Raw genomic sequence first — 16,210 nt, forward strand, 5'->3', positions numbered from 1 at the left:
AGCACAGAAGCGGTCGGAGTTCAGCCGCCGGGCATGATGCATCGCGCAGTTTCGTCGCCGCAGCGCAGCATCATCGACGCCATTCCAAACGGGCGTTGCTTCAGCTAAGACAACGGCCAGCGGATCAGGTAAGTCCGCCCGACGGCGAAGGAACGGTCGCGACATGGGAATGAGACTTCCGGCAGTTCTGGCCATGGTGGCGGCATCGGGTGCCGCACTCGCCGGCTGCCAGTCCTTTGTTCCCCAGGCGTTTCTTCCGCAGGACGACACGCCCGTCATCCCGGCGCGTCTCTCGGCCGCACCGCCCGTCACCTCGTCCGGGCAGCAGCAGGACAAGAACGGCTTCCCCCTGATCGGGGCCTATCCGAAGGCCGCGACGAAGCAGGTCTCCGACGAGACGGTCGCCCAGACGCGCGAGCGTTACGCCCGCGCCGGCCGACGGGGCACAGGGTCGACGGCGCCCCAATATCGCCGCACGGTCGCGGAGATGCAGGCCCTGGCTGCCTCGCAGGCGCAAGCCGCAGCGGATCTGCCGGCGGCAGCCGCGCCGGCGCAGGCCGGCAGCCGGGCGCAATAGAGCGCCGCCGGCGCCTCTCCGGCGCCGATGCACCCGGCTTCAGCGGACGCTCGCGATCCCACGCTTGCCACGGCGCCGTTTGCACGCGCGCCCTATCCGTCCTGCCGAACATGAAGGCCTCGCAGCCATGACCGAAGAATTTCACAAGGTTCGCCGTCTCCCTCCCTACGTCTTCGAGGAGGTTAACAAGAAGAAGGCGGCTGCCCGTGCCCGTGGGGTCGACATCATCGACCTCGGGATGGGCAATCCCGATCTGCCGACCCCGAAGTTCGTGGTCGATAAGCTGTGCGAGGCGATCCGGGATCCGCGTACGCATCGCTACTCCGCGTCCAAGGGCATTGCGGGCCTGCGGCGGGCGCAGGCGGCCTACTACGAGCGCCGCTTCAACGTGAAGCTCAATCCCGACACGCAGATCGTCGCAACGCTCGGATCGAAGGAAGGCTTCGCCAACATGGCGCAGGCCATCACGGCACCCGGCGACGTCGTTCTCTGTCCCAATCCGACCTATCCGATCCACGCCTTCGGCTTCCTGATGACGGGCGGGACGATCCGCTCGATTCCGGCCAAGCCCGACGAGGACTTCCTGCGCGCGATCGACCGCGCCGTGCGCCACTCGATCCCGAAGCCGATCGCCATCATCCTGAACTATCCGTCGAACCCGACGGCCTACGAGGCGGATCTCGATTTCTACAGGGAGGTCGTCGCGTTCGCGAAGCAGAACGAGATCATCGTTCTGTCGGACCTGGCCTATTCCGAGATCTTCTTCGACGGTGCGCCGCCGCCTTCGGTGCTGGAAGTGCCCGGCGCGATGGATGTCGCGGTGGAGTTCACCTCCATGTCCAAGACCTTCTCGATGCCGGGTTGGCGCGTGGGCTTCGCGGTGGGCAACGAGCGACTGATCGCGGCGCTGGCACGCGTGAAGAGCTATCTCGACTACGGCGCCTTCACGCCGATCCAGGTGGCGGCGACCGCCGCCCTGAACGCGGGCGACGCCGCGATCGAGGAGGTGCGCTCGATCTATCGCCACCGGCGCGACGTCCTTGTGGAGAGCTTCGGCCGCGCGCATTTCGACGTCCCGCCGCCGTCCTCCACGATGTTCGCCTGGGCGCCGATCCCCGAACGCTTCCGGTACATGGGTTCGCTCGAGTTCTCCAAGCTCCTGATCGAGAAGGCCGACGTCGCGGTCGCACCCGGCATTGGCTTCGGCGAGTACGGTGACGACTACGTGCGCATCGCGCTGGTCGAGAACGAACACCGCATCCGGCAAGCCGCGCGCAACATTCGCCGCTTTCTTGCATCGGGCAACGATCCCGTTCAAAAGGCGGTCGCGGCGGCGCAGTAGCGGCCATCCCCGGCCGGGGATGCCGGACGGCTCCGCCGTACCCGGTTCGCTCGCAACGCAAGGTTTTCCATGGAACGCCCGATGAGGCTCGGCATCGCCGGGCTTGGAACGGTGGGCGCCTCGCTCGCCCGTCTCCTCGCGGACAAGCGGGATGTCTATGGCATGCGGGCCGGTCGGCCGCTCGAGGTGGCGGCCGTGTCGGCGCGCGACCGCACGCGCGACCGGGGCGTCGACCTTTCCGGCGCGACCTGGTTCGACGATCCGGTTGCGCTCGCCCGTGACGGCGAGATCGACGTCTTCGTGGAACTCGTCGGCGGCGCGGATGGCGCGGCGTTCGAGAGCGTGAAGGCTGCCCTCAACCGCGGCCTGCCCGTCGTGACGGCCAACAAGGCGCTCCTGGCTCACCATGGCCTGCAGCTCGCCCGTCTGGCTCATAAGCGCGGCGCCCCGATCTTCTTCGAGGCGGCCGCGGCTGGCGGCATCCCGATCATCAAGACGATGCGCGAGGCTCTGCGCGGCAACACGGTCGAGCGCGTCTACGGCATTCTCAACGGCACCTGCAACTACATGCTGACGCGCATGGAGCGCGAGGGCATCGCGTTCGATGCCTGCCTCGCCGATGCGCAGCGCTTGGGCTACGCCGAGGCCGATCCGACCTTCGACATCGGCGGCTTCGACGCTGCCCACAAGCTGGCCCTCCTGACCTCGCTCGCCTTCGGCTGCGAGATCGATCTCGACGCGATCTTCATCGAGGGCATCTCGACGGTGACGAACGCCGATATCGAGGCCGCTGCCGAACTCGGCTACCGCATCAAGCTGCTCGCGGTCGCCCAGCGCACGGACTCCGGCATCGAGCAACGGGTTCACCCGACCATGATCCCCGCGCACTCGGCGTTGGCACAGGTCGACGGCGTGACGAACGCGGTCGCGGTGGATACCGATCTCCTGGGCTCCGTGCTTCTGGTGGGGCCGGGCGCAGGCGGCAACGCCACGGCATCGGCCGTTCTATCCGACGTCATCGACGCGGCGCAGGGCATCCGCATGCCGGCCTTCGGCCTCGAGCCGTCCAAGCTCGCGCCTTACCGTCGGGCCCGGATGCGGGCGCATGAGGGCGGCTACTATATCCGGTTGTCGGTTCTGGATCGCGTCGGCGCCTTCGCGTCGATCGCGCGGCGCATGGCGGAGAACGACATCTCCCTGGAATCGATCGTGCAACGCAAGCCCGAAAGCGGTCGGGCGGCGGAGACCGTGCCGGTGATCCTGATCACGCACGAGACCACGGAGGCCGCCGTCCGTCGGGCGCTGGATGCCGTGTCGCGCGACGGGCACCTGAGCGGCGAGCCACGCATGATCCGCATCGAGGCGCTCGATTAGAAGCGCCCGGCAGGCGTCCGGGGGAACGACATGAACACACAGGTCGAGGAGATCGACGAAGCGGCATCGCTGGAGCGCGTCCTGTCGATCGAGATCGCGCGCGTGACGGAACGCGCCGCCGTAGCGGCCGCGACATTTCGCGGACGGGGCGACGAGCGAGCGGCCGATGGCGCGGCGATCGCGGCCATGCGTGAGGAACTGGACACCCTCGCTGTCAGCGGCACCGTCGTGATCGGCGAGGGCGAAGCCGACGACGCGCCGTCCTTGTACCTCGGCGAGGAATTGGGCAGCGGGGGGCCGAGGGTCGACATCGCGCTGGATCCCCTGGAGGGAACCACGATCTGTGCGAAGAACCTTCCAAACGCGATCTCGGTCGTCGCTGTGGCGACGCGCGGCGCGTTGCTGACGACACCCGACGTCTACATGGACAAGATCGCCGTCGGCCCCGGCTATCCCGACGGTATCGTCGGGCTCGACCGTTCGCCCCGCGACAATATCGAGGCGTTGGCGCGAGCCAAGGGTGTTCGCGTGCAGGAGATCACGGCCTGCATCCTGGACCGGCCCCGTCATGCCCGCTTGATCGAGGAGGTCCGGCAGGCGGGTGCCGCGATCCGGCTGATCGGCGACGGCGACGTCGCGGGCGTCATCCACACGACGGATCCGGCCGTCACCGGCATCGACATCTATCTTGGCATCGGTGGTGCGCCCGAGGGTGTGCTCGCAGCAGCCGCACTGCGCTGCCGCGGCGGCCAGATCGAGGGTCGCCTTCAGCTCAACACGATGGATCGACGGATCCGCGCCGAGAAGCTGGGTCTGACGGATCCCGACCGACTTTTCCGCCTGGACGACATGGTGATGGGCGATGTGATCTTCGCCGCGACAGGCGTCACGGGTGGCACCTTTCTCGAGGGCGTTCGCTTCCAGGCTGACCGGATCGAGACCCATACGGTCGTGATGCGGTCGCGAACCCGCACCGTGCGCGACATCCGGGCGCGCCACTACGATCGCGAGAAGTTCGGCCTCTGAGCCCGCAGTCCGCATGACCGAGGCCGCGCGAACCTTCCTCGACGTCGAGCGCTCCGCCAACGGCCGACGCTGGGTGCATGCGCTGGACACCCGGCAAGAGGCGAGCGCGGCCCGGATTTCTCAGCTTGCCGCGCTGCCGGATCTGGTCGCGCGGGTTCTGGCGGGGCGCAACGTGCCGGCCGACGACGTCGAGCGCTTCCTGCATCCGACACTGCGCGATCTGATGCCGGACCCGTCGCGCCTGCGCGATATGGACGTGGCGGCCGCGCGGCTGGCGGATGCGGTCGAGCGTGGCGAGCGGATCGCGATCTTCGGGGACTACGACGTCGATGGGGCCGCCTCGTCGGCGCTGCTGTTCCGTTATCTGCGTGAACTCGGCCTGGAAAGCCGGATCCGCATCCCCGACCGGCTGACGGAGGGGTATGGTCCAAGCGTTCGGGCGATGAACGAACTCGCCGACGAGGGCGCGACGCTGATCGTCACCGTAGACTGTGGCTCCGCCGGTTTCGAGGCGCTGGCGGCCGCGAAGGCACGAGGCGTCGACGTCGTCGTTCTGGATCATCACCAGACCGGTCCCGAACTTCCCGAGGCGGTCGCGCTGGTGAATCCGAACCGGCAGGACGATCTGTCGGGACAGGGGGCGCTCTGCGCCGCTGGCGTCGTGTTCCTGACCCTCGTTGCCATCTCGCGCGAGCTGCGCCGGCGCGGTCGCACCGACCTTCCCGATATCCGCGACGACCTCGACCTCGCGGCGCTCGCGACCGTATGCGACGTCGTTCCGCTGACGGGCTTCAACCGGGCGCTCGTCGTGCGCGGCCTGGAGCGGATGCGGCTGCAGCTCAACCCGGGTTTGCGCGCGCTGGCGGAGGTGGCGCGCCTCTCTGGACGGGTGGAGGCCTTCCATCTTGGTTACATCCTAGGGCCGCGCATCAATGCGGGCGGGCGTATCGGTGCCGCAGACCTCGGAAGCCGCTTGCTGAGTACGGTTGATGGCAACGACGCGCGCGAGATCGCAGAAGAACTCCATCTCCTGAATGCGGAGCGGCAGGCGATGGAGCGTGAGATGCTCGTCGATGCCGAACGGGAGGTCGTTGAGGAACTGGGTGAGGGGACAGGGCCCGCCGTTCTGGTCGCGGGTCGAACGGCATGGCACCCCGGCATCGTCGGCCTGATCGCAGCCCGCCTCAAGGAACGCTTCAACCGCCCGGCGTTTGCGATCGCCTTCGACGCCGGTGGGCGCGGCACCGCGTCGGGTCGCTCGATCGAAGGCTTCGATATCGGCGCCTTTGTGCGCGATGCGGTGGCAGCGGGCATAGCCGTGAAGGGCGGCGGCCACCGCATGGCGGCCGGCCTGACCATCGAACGATCGCGGCTCGGCGACTTTCGCGAGTTGGCCGAGACGCGCGCCCGAGAGAAGATCGACGCGTTGGTCGCGGCGGACACGCTTCGCATCGACGGCGCCGTCACCGCCTCCGCGTTGAAGCCCCAGATGATCCATGCCCTCGAACAGGCTGGTCCGTTCGGCGCCGGACATCCCGCTCCGATCTTCGCGCTGCCGCGGCATCGCCTGACCTCGCTTATACCGGTTCGCGGCGGACACCTGCGGCTGACCTTGCGCGCCGCAGATGGCGCCAGCACGAGCGCGATCGCATTTCGCGCGGAAGGGGCGCCGGTCGGCGACCTTCTGGCGCGCAGCCGCGACGAACTCCTGCACGTCGCCGGCCACCTCGATCTCGACCGCTACGGGGGGCGCGAGAGCGTCACGCTACGCGTTTCCGACGTCGCGAAACCACCGCGCTAACGGCAGGGTGCCGTTCGCAGTCACGAAGCGGTTTTGTCGTGGGTAGTGATGGTACGCCCAAGGGGAATCGAACCCCTCTCTCCACCGTGAAAGGGTGGCGTCCTAACCGATAGACGATGGGCGCGGACAAGGCGCTCTATAAGGGAAGAACCCGGCGGCGCGCAACCCGTAAGCAGCGTCCGACAGCGTTTTTCGTCAGCCTGCGCGACGCTGACGGCACGCCCAATTCCAGTCCCGCATCGGTCCGACGTCGATGTGGATCGCCGCCGTGTGGCAATAGGTGCCCACGCCGCCACGTCCGGGCAGCGCGCGGACGAACGCGGCCACCGTTTGTCCGTTCACGCCGGGCACATGAAGGTCGGCCGCCTTGCAGGCCATGTGCATGGACGCCTTGGCGCCGTTCACGCGCCGGTTATGCGACGGCGAGCGGTAGCCCGACGTGATGACGACCTTCTGCTTGAAGCGCTGCTCGATCTGCGAGATCAGGCCAAGGAGATCGGACTGGAAACAATTGGTGACGATGTCGTCCCGCTGGATCATCAGGCCGGACGGCGCCAGTCGCGCGATGCCGGACAACGATGCGATCTGGTAGGATCCGCCGATATCGTCCAGGAGCTCGGAGTCCGCGGACGCGCGCTGGCCGATCTCGAACAACGATTTCGGATCGACCCCCGGAAGCGCGTTGTCTCCCGGCTTCTTGTCGATGCCGTCGGTTTGGATCACCACGACGCGGCGGCTCTTCTGCGCGTCGGCGTTCTTGATCGGAGTGCGGGCCGTCGATTCGTTGTAGAGCGAGGCGTAAAGGGACCGGTCCGACTGCCGGCCTCCAGCGTCGCGCTCCGCATAGGCCGCGATCGCGGGGTTCGAGGTGCGCTGCAGCAGGCTGGTCGGTGCGATGCCGCCGTCGTTACTTTTCGCAAGCGCTGCGACCTCGGCTCCCGCTTTCGTCGAAGCCGCCATTTCGCCGCCTGCCGCGATGCGTTCGGCGACGGTCGCCCGAGCGGCTGCTGCGATGCGCGAACCCTTATCCGATGCGGCATCGGATGACGCGCCGCTTTCGGCTGGCTTCGGGTCCACAGCTTCGGCTTCGGGTTGTCCCGTCTGCGAAGCATCGGCGTCGATCAAAGCCGCCACCTGGTCGGATCCGGGAGGACTTGCGCTGGATCCCGGCGCACCCTGAGGCGAGAAGCCGAAGCTGGCACTCTCGTCGACGGCGGACACGCATCCGCCGAACAGGATGCAGGACGATACCGCGAGGACCGACGTCAGAAGGCGTCGGCTCGATGCGGTGCGGAGAGTCGCGTTGGCATCAGTCAATCGGAAGTCCACCCCCTCGACGCGCCGGCGCAGAGCGCGAACGACGCATGTCAGCCGGCATCGCCTTCGAGCGGAAGGCGTATCCCCGACCAGCGATTCGCGGGAGGCGGTTCCCCATCCGCCTTTTGCCCGAAGGCCTTCCCACAAATATGACGCTCAGTTCATTTGTATGGCCCAAATAAGGCCAGCTTGTCACCTGTCACCAGGTTCCGGTGTTCTGCATCGACGTCCAGGGCTCGGCTGGCGCCTTTGCGTCACCCTTCTGAAGGATCTCGATCGAGATGTTGTCTGGCGACTTCACGAAGGCCATCCGCCCGTCACGGGGCGGACGATTGATCACGACCCCCGCGTCCATGAGCTTCTGGCAGAACGCATAGATGTCGTCGACCTCGTAGGCGAGATGACCGAAGTTGCGACCGCTGCCGTACTCTTCCGGATCCCAGTTGTAGGTGAGTTCGAGGAGGGGAGCGCTTCGGCTGCGCCCAGCCTCGACGTCCTCGGACGCCGCAAGGAAGATAAGCGTGAAGCGACCGGCCTGGCTCTCGCTCCGGCGCACTTCGACCATGCCCATCTTGTTGCAGTAGAAATCGAGGGCGCGCTCGACGTCGGCGACGCGAACCATGGTGTGAAGATAGCGCATGGCGGCTTGAACACTCCTGAAGGGGCTGCGGCCAAGCTAGTGCTGCGGCCAAGCACGCCAAGATCGGGGAACCTCAGACGCGCATGATGCGTCTCATGCCCGAGCGGCATGGTGCAGAACTGGAGCGCCCTCGCGCCTAGCACACAGGAAAAAGCGTGAACGAGGATTCACAAACTCACCGATCATTCTATTCTGCAAGCTATGGTGAAGAACGGCGGCGGGGCGGTGATGACAGCGCGATCCGGTTTGAGCCGGCAACCGCTGGAAACTGCGGGGCCGGATCTGGCTCTTCCTCCGATCTCCCCGAAGGAGAGGTTTCGGCGATGAGCGAGCGCGATCTGGCCGAGCCCCTGACGCGTGAGAACGCCGACGCCGCGGTGAATCTCAGGACCGTTTCCGGCAGCATCAAGTGGTTCGACGTCGCCAAGGGGTTCGGTTTCATCGTTCCCGACGATGATGGCGGCGACATCCTGCTGCATGTGACCTGTTTGAGGCGTGGCGGCTTCTCGACGGTCTTGGAGGGCGCACGCATCGTTTGCGAGGTGCAGAAGGGGGAACGAGGACTTCAGGCGTTCCGAGTTCTGTCGATGGACCAATCGACGGCGGTGCATCCGGCGCAGACCGTGCCGGCGCGGACCCATACGCAGATCGTGCCGACGAGCGATCTGGAGCCCGCCGTTGTGAAGTGGTTCAACCGCACGAAGGGTTACGGTTTCCTGTCGCGCGGCGAGGGAACCGAGGATATCTTCGTGCATATGGAGACGCTGCGCCGCTACGGCATGACCGAGCTGCGGCCCGGGCAGAACGTGCTCGTCCGTTTCGGAAACGGCTCCAAGGGACTGATGGCCGCCGAAGTGCATCCCGCCTCCGGCGCCGTGGGAGCGACGACGCACTGATGCTGGCCTCTTTGAAGCGGAACCGCGCGGTCCTTGCGATCATCGCCGTTCTGGTCGTGACTGCCTACTTCGTATTCACGTCGGGTTCGCAGGGTGCGACGGCGACATTGACGACGGCCAGCGGCGAGCATGCGATCGAGGTGGAGATCGCCGATACCGACGCCTCGCGCGAGACCGGTCTCATGAACCGGAGCTCGATGCCGGCCGATCACGGGATGCTGTTCGATTTCAAGCAGACGCGACCCGTCGCCATGTGGATGAAGAATACGATCATACCGCTCGACATGCTGTTCCTGGATGAGCGCGGGAAGATCGTGAACATCGCGACCAACGCCAAACCCTACTCGCTCGACGTCATTCCATCGGCGGGACCGGTGCGGTACGTTCTCGAACTCAACGGCGGCGCCGCGTCGCGCTATGGTGCCAAGGCTGGCGACCGGCTGCGCCATCCGATCATTCCCTGAGACCGACCTGAACCGCTGCGCGGGTTCGTTCCTTGGGAGAACGAAGCGGCCAGGGGTCGCGGCCCTTGACTATCGGCCCGTCGCGCGGCACTTCCACCCCATCCCGGCTGACACCGGGGACGGAGCGTAGCGCAGTCTGGTAGCGCATCTGGTTTGGGACCAGAGGGTCGCAGGTTCGAATCCTGCCGCTCCGACCAGTTCCAGCCTGTCGGAGAAGGCCCGCCATGGTCGCTCGCATCTTTCGTCCCGCCCGTACCGCGATGCAGTCCGGCAAGGGAAAGACCAAGGAGTGGCTGTTTCTCTACGAGCCGACGGAGCCCAAGTCGATTGATCCTCTGATGGGGTACATCTCGTCGGGCGATACGCAGGCTCAGGTCCGTCTGTCCTTCGAAACGAAGGAACAGGCGATCGAGTACGCGACCCGCAACGGCATTGAGTATCGTGTCGAGGAAGAGCATGTCGCGGTTCGCCCGCGCGTCTCGTATTCCGACAATTTCCGATACGACCGGCAGCAACCCTGGACCCACTGACACCGACGGCCCCGTAGCTCAGAGGATAGAGCACCGGCCTTCTAAGCCGATGGTCGCAGGTTCGAATCCTGCCGGGGTCGCCACCTTTCGTGGCGTCGATGCATGGTCCCGGTGGTTAGGGGCGGCGGTGTTGGCGGGATGGCGACACGGCTCAGCGACGGGACCATCGATCCGACAGCCCCGTCTGGAGGCTCTACCGTCCAGCCGATTGGACGCTTGCGGCGGCTTCAAGGCCTGCCTCAAGGTCCCGCATGAGATCCTCCGGGTCTTCCAAGCCGATCTGAAGCCGGATCACCGGGCCTTCAGCGGGAGCGCGCGCCTCTCGGCGGTCGTTGAGTTGCGACTCCAGCGCGAGGCTTTCGAACCCACCCCAGGAGTAGCCAAGGCCGAAGATGCGCAGGGCGTCGAGGAAGGCATCCGCCGCTGGCGTGCCTCCGCCGTTCAGCACGATCGAGAACAGGCCGCTCGCGCCGCTGAACTGACGCTTCCACAGATCGAAACCCTCGAAGCTGGGGAGGGCGGGGTGAAGGACGCGCGCGACCTCCGACCGTGACTCGAGCCATTGCGCTAGGTGGAGCGCGGCCGACTGATGGGCGGCCAGACGAACCGGCATCGTCTTCAGGCCGCGATAAACGAGGTAGGCGTCATCGGGCGAGACGTTGATGCCGAGTGCCATCTGCGTATCGCGCAACGTCTTGATGAACCCCGCAGACGCCGAGACGCTACCCATCAAGATATCGGAATGGCCGCCCGGATACTTCGTCAAGGCATGGATCGAAAGATCGACACCATGCTCGAGTGGACGGAAGAAGAGCGGGGTGGCCCAGGTATTGTCCATCATGGTGACTGCGCCGCGCTCGTGCGCGACGGAGCAGAACGCCGCGACATCGATCATCTCGAACGTGTTCGAGCCGGGCGCCTCCAGGAAGACGACGCGCGTATTGTCGCGCATCCGGGCGCGCAGGCCGTCCGCGCCGAGGTGCGGGTCGAGATACTCCGTCTCGACGCCCAACCGCTTCAGCACCGTATCGCAGAACACCCGCGTCGGGCCGTAGACGCTGTCGATCGCCAGGCAATGGTCGCCGCTCGACAGGAAGGCGAGAAGCGGGACACTGACCGCGGCGAGGCCGGATGGAACCAGAATGGTCCCGGCCGATCCTTCCATTTCGTCGATCGCGCGTTCCAGTGATTCCAGCGTCGGCGTTCCGCGAAGGCCGTAGGTGTAGCGCTGGTCGCGGCTGCGCATGGCGGCGGCGTTCGGAAAGAGAATCGTCGACCCCCGGAACACCGCTGGGTTGACGAACCCGTGAAACTCCTTCGGCTCATGCCCGGCGTGCAGAAGTCGGGTCGAAGAATCGTAGATGGGTGCTGAGGGAGTGGATTTGCTCACCGAAGATGCATCCTGCGTTATCGTATGGCGTAACTTGGAGTACGCCGTTGTTCATCATTGGAAAATTTGGGCCAAGACTTGACCTGCCAATTTTTATGGCATGACATCACGCACCGTGAACGATCGTTGGTTCGGGGCGCGTGACGTCTTCGTGCCGTTCCCCGTTTGCGGGACGTTCCGTCTTCATTTGTGCTCCGAACCCAAGGACCTTCCATGAACCTGAAGCTTGTGACCGCCGCCCTCGGATTGTCGGCCATCACCCTGGCCGCCACCAGCGCGTCGGCTGCGACCCTCGACGATACGAAAGCTCGCGGCACGGTACGCTGCGGCGTCAATACGGGTCTTCCGGGCTTCGGCTTCCAGAACGACCAGGGTCAATGGGCTGGTCTGGACGTCGACTACTGCAAGGCCGTCGCCGCCGCCATCTTCAACGATCCCTCCAAGGTCGTTTATTCGCCGCTCTCGGCGGTCCAGCGCTTCCCCGCGCTGCAGAACAGCGAGGTCGACATCCTCGCCCGCAACACGACCTGGACCATGAGCCGCGACACGTCGCTCGGTCTGAAGTTCGCCGGTATCAACTACTACGATGGCCAAGGCTTCATGGTGAAGTCGTCGCTGGGCGTGAACTCGGCGCTGCAGCTTTCGGGAGCGACCGTCTGCGTGCAGAGCGGCACCACGACCGAGCTGAACCTGGCCGACTACTTCGCGGCCAACAACATGCAGTACAATCCGGTGGTCATCGAGGCGCAGGCCGACGTGAACGCCGCCTACGACAGCGGGCGCTGCGACGTCCTGACGACCGACCAGTCCGGTCTCTACGCCTCGCGTCTCGAGCTTGCGCAGCCGAACGACCACGTCGTTCTGCCCGAGATCATCTCCAAGGAGCCGCTTGGACCCGCCGTCCGCCAGGGCGACGACCAGTGGTTCAACATCGTGAAGTGGACCCACTTCGCGCTGCTCGATGCCGAGGAACTGGGCGTGACCCAGGCCAACGTCGAGGAGATGAAGGGCTCGGCCAACCCCGAGATCCGCCGCCTGCTCGGCGTCGAGGGCACGTTCGGCGCCGATGCCGGCCTGACCAACGACTTCGTGGTCAACATCGTCAAGGCCGTCGGCAACTACGGCGAGATCTTCGAGCGCAACGTCGGCACCGGCTCGCCGCTCGGCATCGCGCGCGGACAGAACGCGTTGTGGACGAAGGGCGGCCTGCAGTACGCCCCGCCGATCCGCTGATCTGACGCCATGAGACGTCGCCGGACCTCGGTCGGGTCCGGCGACGCCCGCATCCACGCGCCGCAAGGGACATTCATGACTGCAGACCTCGGCGCGGTGCGCGCCCAGTCCCGCCGTGATTCGGTCTGGACCAATCCGACCATCCGCAGCATCGTCATTCAGGTCGTGCTGGTGGTCGGCCTTGCCGCGTTCGCATGGTGGCTCGTCGGCAATACGGCGCAGAACCTGCGCAACGCCAACATCGCGTCGGGATTCGGCTTCCTGCAGAACCGCGCGGGATTTGATATCTCGCAGGTTCCGATCGCCTACACCAACAACGCGACCTACGGACAGGCGATCGCGGTCGGCATCGCCAACACGTTGATCGTCGCCGCGACCGGCATCGTCTTCGCAACCATTCTCGGCTTTCTGGTCGGCATCGGTCGACTGTCCCAGAACTTCCTCGTGCGCGGTCTGTGCACGATCTATGTCGAGACCTTCCGCAACATCCCGCCGTTGCTGGTGATCCTGTTCTGGTACTTCGGCGTGCTTTCGGTGCTGCCGGGACCTCGCGAAGCGATCGAGCTGCCTTTCGACGCCTTCCTCTCGAATCGTGGTCTCCAGACACCGAGCGTAACCTGGCTTCCCGGTAGCGTCTGGGTTCTGGCGGCCTTCCTCGTCGGTATCGTCGCCACGATCATTCTCTCGCGCGTCTTTCGGGCTCGGCAGGTCGCAACCGGATCGCGGCCCGGCCTCCTGCTTCCGGCCCTCGGTCTCATCGTCCTGCTGCCGATCGTCGTATTCGCCGCGCTCGGCTTCCCGGCCAGCCTCAATCTGGTGACGCGCGGAACGTTCAACCTGACCGGCGGCTTCCAGATCAAACCCGAGTTCCTGTCGATCTTCCTGGCTCTTTCGGTCTACACGGCTGCCTTCATCGCCGAGATCGTCCGGGCGGGCATCCTGTCGGTGTCGAAGGGCCAGAACGAGGCGGCCGCGGCGCTCGGTCTTCGCCGTGGAACCGCGCTGCGCCTGGTCGTCGTGCCGCAAGCCTTCCGCGTGATCATTCCGCCGCTGACCTCGCAGTACCTCAACCTGACCAAGAACTCATCGCTCGGTCTCGCGATCGGCTATCCCGATCTCGTCGCGGTCGGATCGACCGTCCTGAACCAGTCCGGGCAGTCGATCGAGGTCGTGGTCATCTGGATGACGGTGTACCTGACCATCAGTGTCGCCGTGTCGCTCCTGATGAACTGGTTCAACCGCCGCATGAAACTCGTCGAGCGCTAAGAGGGCCCCATGGAAGAGCAAGTCGCCTCCTATGCGCCGCGCGGCGGGCTGCCCGCGTTGCCTCCACCCGTCGACACGACGAGTCCCTTTGCTCGCCTGCGCACCCGCTTCTTCGCCACGCCTCTCGACGCGGCGCTCTCGATCCTGTTCGGCCTGCTGGCTGTCTATATCGTCTGGTCGTTGGTTCAGTGGGCGATCGTCGACGCGGTTTTCGTGGGCAACGATCGCACCGCGTGCCTCGACACGCCCGAGCGCGAGGTCGGTGCGTGCTGGGCGTTCGTGGCAGCGCGCTTCAGCCAGTTCATCTACGGTCTCTATCCCATTGAGCAGCGTTGGCGCGTGGATTGGGTCTTCGGCCTGGGCGCGGTTCTGATCGCCTTGGTCGCCATTCCGCGCGTTCCGTTCAAGAAGCTGTTCGCGCTGCTTCTGCTCGGTGTCTATCCGCTGGTGGTTCTGGTGCTCCTGACCGGCGGTCAGTTCGACATGTCGGGTTCCGGCATCGCGATCGTTTTCATGCTGGCGGCGGCAGCGACCATCTTCCTGGCCTTCGGGCGCAGCAGCACGGTGAGCCGAACACTGCCGATGAAGATCGCGCTCTGGCTGACCGTTCTATCGGCCGTCGTCGGCGTCGTGTCCTTCTACTACGCCCCTGGTGGAAGCGAGAGCATCCTCACGTTCCGCTTCAACACGTTCGCGCAGATCGCCTTCTACGCGGCTCTCGTGGCGATCGTGCTGGCGCTCGTCGCGACCATTGCGACGGCGGATGATCGGCTTGCCGCCGTTCGCCTGCTCGTGCCGACCGCGGTCGCCATCGCATTCGTCCTGATCCTGACCGCACCGCTCGGCATCCCGCATGTCCCGACGAACCTCTGGGGTGGCCTTCTGGTCACCCTGGTCGTCGCTCTGACCGGCATCGCCTTTTCGCTGCCGCTCGGCATCCTGCTGGCACTCGGTCGTCAATCCAGCATGCCGGCCGTGCGCTTCCTGTCGGTGGTCTTCATCGAGTTCTGGCGGGGTGTCCCGCTGATCACCGTTCTGTTCATGGCGAACTTCATGCTGCCGCTGCTCCTGCCGCAGGGCGTGAGCTTCAACCAGCTGCTTCGCGTGCTCGTCGGCGTTTCGTTGTTTGCGGCAGCCTATATGGCTGAGGTCATCCGAGGCGGGCTGCAGGCGATCCCGAAAGGTCAATACGAGGGCGCCGACGCGATGGCCCTGACCTATTGGCAGAAGATGCGCATGATCATCCTGCCGCAGGCTCTGACCCTCGTCATCCCGGGTATCGTGAACACGTTCATCGGGCTCTTCAAGGACACGAGCCTCGTCTACATCATCGGCCTGGCCGATCTGCTCGGAACGATCCGGCGCGGCTTCAACGATCCGGTCTGGATCACCCCGTCGACGCCCGCGACCGGTCTCGTCTTCGGAGCCTTCGCGTTCTGGCTGTTCTGCTTCAGCATGTCCCGCTATTCGATCTTCATCGAGGGTCGGCTCGCGCGCGGTCGCAAGCACTAGCCGATTTCCATCAAGCCTGCCGTCTCGAAGGTTCCCTCACGCCATGACCCTCCAGTCCGCCCAAGCCACGCGTCCCGTCGCTGCCTCCGGTGACGGTCTCGCCATCGAGCTGACCAACGTCAACAAGTGGTACGGCGAGTTCCACGTGCTGCGCGACATCAACCTACGTGTTCGGCGGGGCGAGCGCATCGTGGTCTGCGGACCGTCGGGATCCGGCAAGTCGACCATGATCCGGTGCATCAACCGACTGGAGGAGCACCAGAAGGGAACGATCGTCGTCGACGGCGTCGAGCTGACGAACGATCTCAAGAAGATCGACCTCGTGCGTCAGGAGGTCGGCATGGTGTTCCAGCACTTCAACCTGTTTCCGCACCTCACGATCCTCGAGAACTGCACGCTCGCCCCAATCTGGGTTCGCAAGATGCCCAAGAAGCAGGCCGAGGAGGTGGCGATGCACTTCCTCACGCGCGTGCGCATCCCGGAACAGGCCAACAAGTATCCCGGCCAGCTCTCGGGCGGTCAGCAGCAGCGCGTGGCGATCGCCCGCGCGCTCTGCATGCGTCCGAAGGTGATGCTGTTCGACGAGCCCACCTCCGCTCTGGATCCCGAGATGGTCAAGGAGGTGCTCGACACGATGGTGTCGCTGGCCGAAGAGGGAATGACCATGATCTGCGTGACGCACGAGATGGGCTTTGCCCGTCAGGTGGCGGACCGCGTGATCTTCATGGATGCCGGCCAGATCGTGGAAGAAAACAAACCCGACAGCTTCTTCTCCAACCCGCAGCACGAGCGCACCAAGCTCTTCCTCAGCCAGATCCTGCACTGAGCGCGTTCGCGACACA

At 65.5% G+C, this 16,210-nt stretch carries 15 protein-coding genes and 3 tRNA genes; 14 read left to right on the forward strand and 4 right to left on the reverse strand.

Features of this window, described 5'->3' with window-relative positions; translation table 11 throughout:
• Positions 1 to 169 precede the first annotated feature (169 nt).
• The 5 genes from BLQ76_RS14670 to recJ all read left to right on the forward strand — a co-directional run bounded on the left by BLQ76_RS14670 (position 170) and on the right by recJ (position 6,120).
• Positions 170 to 577 carry a hypothetical protein gene (locus BLQ76_RS14670; protein WP_183193186.1) on the forward strand — a complete coding sequence of 136 codons (408 nt, stop codon included), beginning with the start codon at positions 170 to 172 and terminating at the stop codon, positions 575 to 577.
• A gap of 127 nt (positions 578 to 704) precedes the next feature.
• Entirely contained in the window at positions 705 to 1,919 is a 1,215-nt protein-coding gene (locus BLQ76_RS14675; protein WP_090674662.1) for an LL-diaminopimelate aminotransferase, read from the forward strand.
• Positions 1,920 to 1,988: 69 nt separating this feature from the next.
• A complete protein-coding gene (locus BLQ76_RS14680) occupies positions 1,989 to 3,293 on the forward strand; it encodes a homoserine dehydrogenase (protein ID WP_090674664.1) in 1,305 nt (434 codons plus the stop codon).
• A 30-nt stretch (positions 3,294 to 3,323) separates the two neighbouring features.
• Positions 3,324 to 4,319 (forward strand): class II fructose-bisphosphatase, encoded by a 996-nt coding sequence (gene glpX / locus BLQ76_RS14685; RefSeq protein WP_170842604.1) that lies wholly within the window; start codon positions 3,324 to 3,326, stop codon positions 4,317 to 4,319.
• A 13-nt stretch (positions 4,320 to 4,332) separates the two neighbouring features.
• On the forward strand, positions 4,333 to 6,120 hold the full coding sequence (gene recJ / locus BLQ76_RS14690) for a single-stranded-DNA-specific exonuclease RecJ (protein ID WP_090674667.1): 1,788 nt from the start codon (positions 4,333 to 4,335) through the stop codon (positions 6,118 to 6,120).
• A 49-nt stretch (positions 6,121 to 6,169) separates the two neighbouring features.
• Here recJ and BLQ76_RS14695 read toward each other — a convergent pair.
• The 3 genes from BLQ76_RS14695 to BLQ76_RS14705 form a co-directional block, all read right to left on the reverse strand.
• Positions 6,170 to 6,244: transfer RNA gene (locus BLQ76_RS14695), tRNA-Glu, on the reverse strand.
• Positions 6,245 to 6,315: 71 nt separating this feature from the next.
• The gene (locus tag BLQ76_RS14700; protein WP_090674850.1) at positions 6,316 to 7,080 is read right to left on the reverse strand and encodes a YcbK family protein; all 765 of its coding nucleotides are present in this window, start codon (positions 7,078 to 7,080) and stop codon (positions 6,316 to 6,318) included.
• A gap of 556 nt (positions 7,081 to 7,636) precedes the next feature.
• The gene (locus tag BLQ76_RS14705; protein WP_090674670.1) at positions 7,637 to 8,077 is read right to left on the reverse strand and encodes a VOC family protein; all 441 of its coding nucleotides are present in this window, start codon (positions 8,075 to 8,077) and stop codon (positions 7,637 to 7,639) included.
• Positions 8,078 to 8,400: 323 nt separating this feature from the next.
• Here BLQ76_RS14705 and BLQ76_RS14710 point away from each other — a divergent pair, with 323 nt between their 5' ends.
• From BLQ76_RS14710 to BLQ76_RS14730, 5 genes are all read left to right on the forward strand, one after another.
• On the forward strand, positions 8,401 to 8,973 hold the full coding sequence (locus BLQ76_RS14710) for a cold-shock protein (protein ID WP_090674673.1): 573 nt from the start codon (positions 8,401 to 8,403) through the stop codon (positions 8,971 to 8,973).
• Complete coding sequence (locus BLQ76_RS14715) at positions 8,973 to 9,437, forward strand: DUF192 domain-containing protein (RefSeq protein WP_090674675.1); 465 nt, start codon at positions 8,973 to 8,975, stop codon at positions 9,435 to 9,437. Before BLQ76_RS14710 ends, BLQ76_RS14715 begins: the two co-directional genes overlap by 1 nt.
• A gap of 120 nt (positions 9,438 to 9,557) precedes the next feature.
• Positions 9,558 to 9,634: transfer RNA gene (locus tag BLQ76_RS14720), tRNA-Pro, on the forward strand.
• A 27-nt stretch (positions 9,635 to 9,661) separates the two neighbouring features.
• Complete coding sequence (locus BLQ76_RS14725; protein ID WP_090674677.1) at positions 9,662 to 9,967, forward strand: ETC complex I subunit; 306 nt, start codon at positions 9,662 to 9,664, stop codon at positions 9,965 to 9,967.
• Positions 9,968 to 9,974: 7 nt separating this feature from the next.
• Positions 9,975 to 10,050: transfer RNA gene (locus BLQ76_RS14730), tRNA-Arg, on the forward strand.
• Positions 10,051 to 10,160: 110 nt separating this feature from the next.
• On the opposite strand, the gene metC is transcribed toward BLQ76_RS14730, so the two are convergent.
• A complete protein-coding gene (gene metC, locus BLQ76_RS14735; protein ID WP_090674680.1) occupies positions 10,161 to 11,357 on the reverse strand; it encodes a cystathionine beta-lyase in 1,197 nt (398 codons plus the stop codon).
• 213 nt (positions 11,358 to 11,570) lie between these two features.
• Between metC and BLQ76_RS14740 the strand changes: the two genes are divergently transcribed.
• The 4 genes from BLQ76_RS14740 to BLQ76_RS14755 all read left to right on the forward strand — a co-directional run bounded on the left by BLQ76_RS14740 (position 11,571) and on the right by BLQ76_RS14755 (position 16,194).
• Entirely contained in the window at positions 11,571 to 12,590 is a 1,020-nt protein-coding gene (locus BLQ76_RS14740) for an amino acid ABC transporter substrate-binding protein (RefSeq protein ID WP_090674682.1), read from the forward strand.
• Positions 12,591 to 12,665: 75 nt separating this feature from the next.
• Entirely contained in the window at positions 12,666 to 13,856 is a 1,191-nt protein-coding gene (locus BLQ76_RS14745) for an amino acid ABC transporter permease (RefSeq protein WP_090674685.1), read from the forward strand.
• Between the two features lie 9 nt (positions 13,857 to 13,865).
• Entirely contained in the window at positions 13,866 to 15,368 is a 1,503-nt protein-coding gene (locus tag BLQ76_RS14750; RefSeq protein ID WP_090674688.1) for an amino acid ABC transporter permease, read from the forward strand.
• A gap of 43 nt (positions 15,369 to 15,411) precedes the next feature.
• The gene (locus BLQ76_RS14755; RefSeq protein ID WP_090674691.1) at positions 15,412 to 16,194 is read left to right on the forward strand and encodes an amino acid ABC transporter ATP-binding protein; all 783 of its coding nucleotides are present in this window, start codon (positions 15,412 to 15,414) and stop codon (positions 16,192 to 16,194) included.
• Positions 16,195 to 16,210 lie beyond the last annotated feature (16 nt).

This window comes from Aureimonas jatrophae (assembly GCF_900104035.1).
Classification (GTDB): domain Bacteria; phylum Pseudomonadota; class Alphaproteobacteria; order Rhizobiales; family Rhizobiaceae; genus Aureimonas; species Aureimonas jatrophae.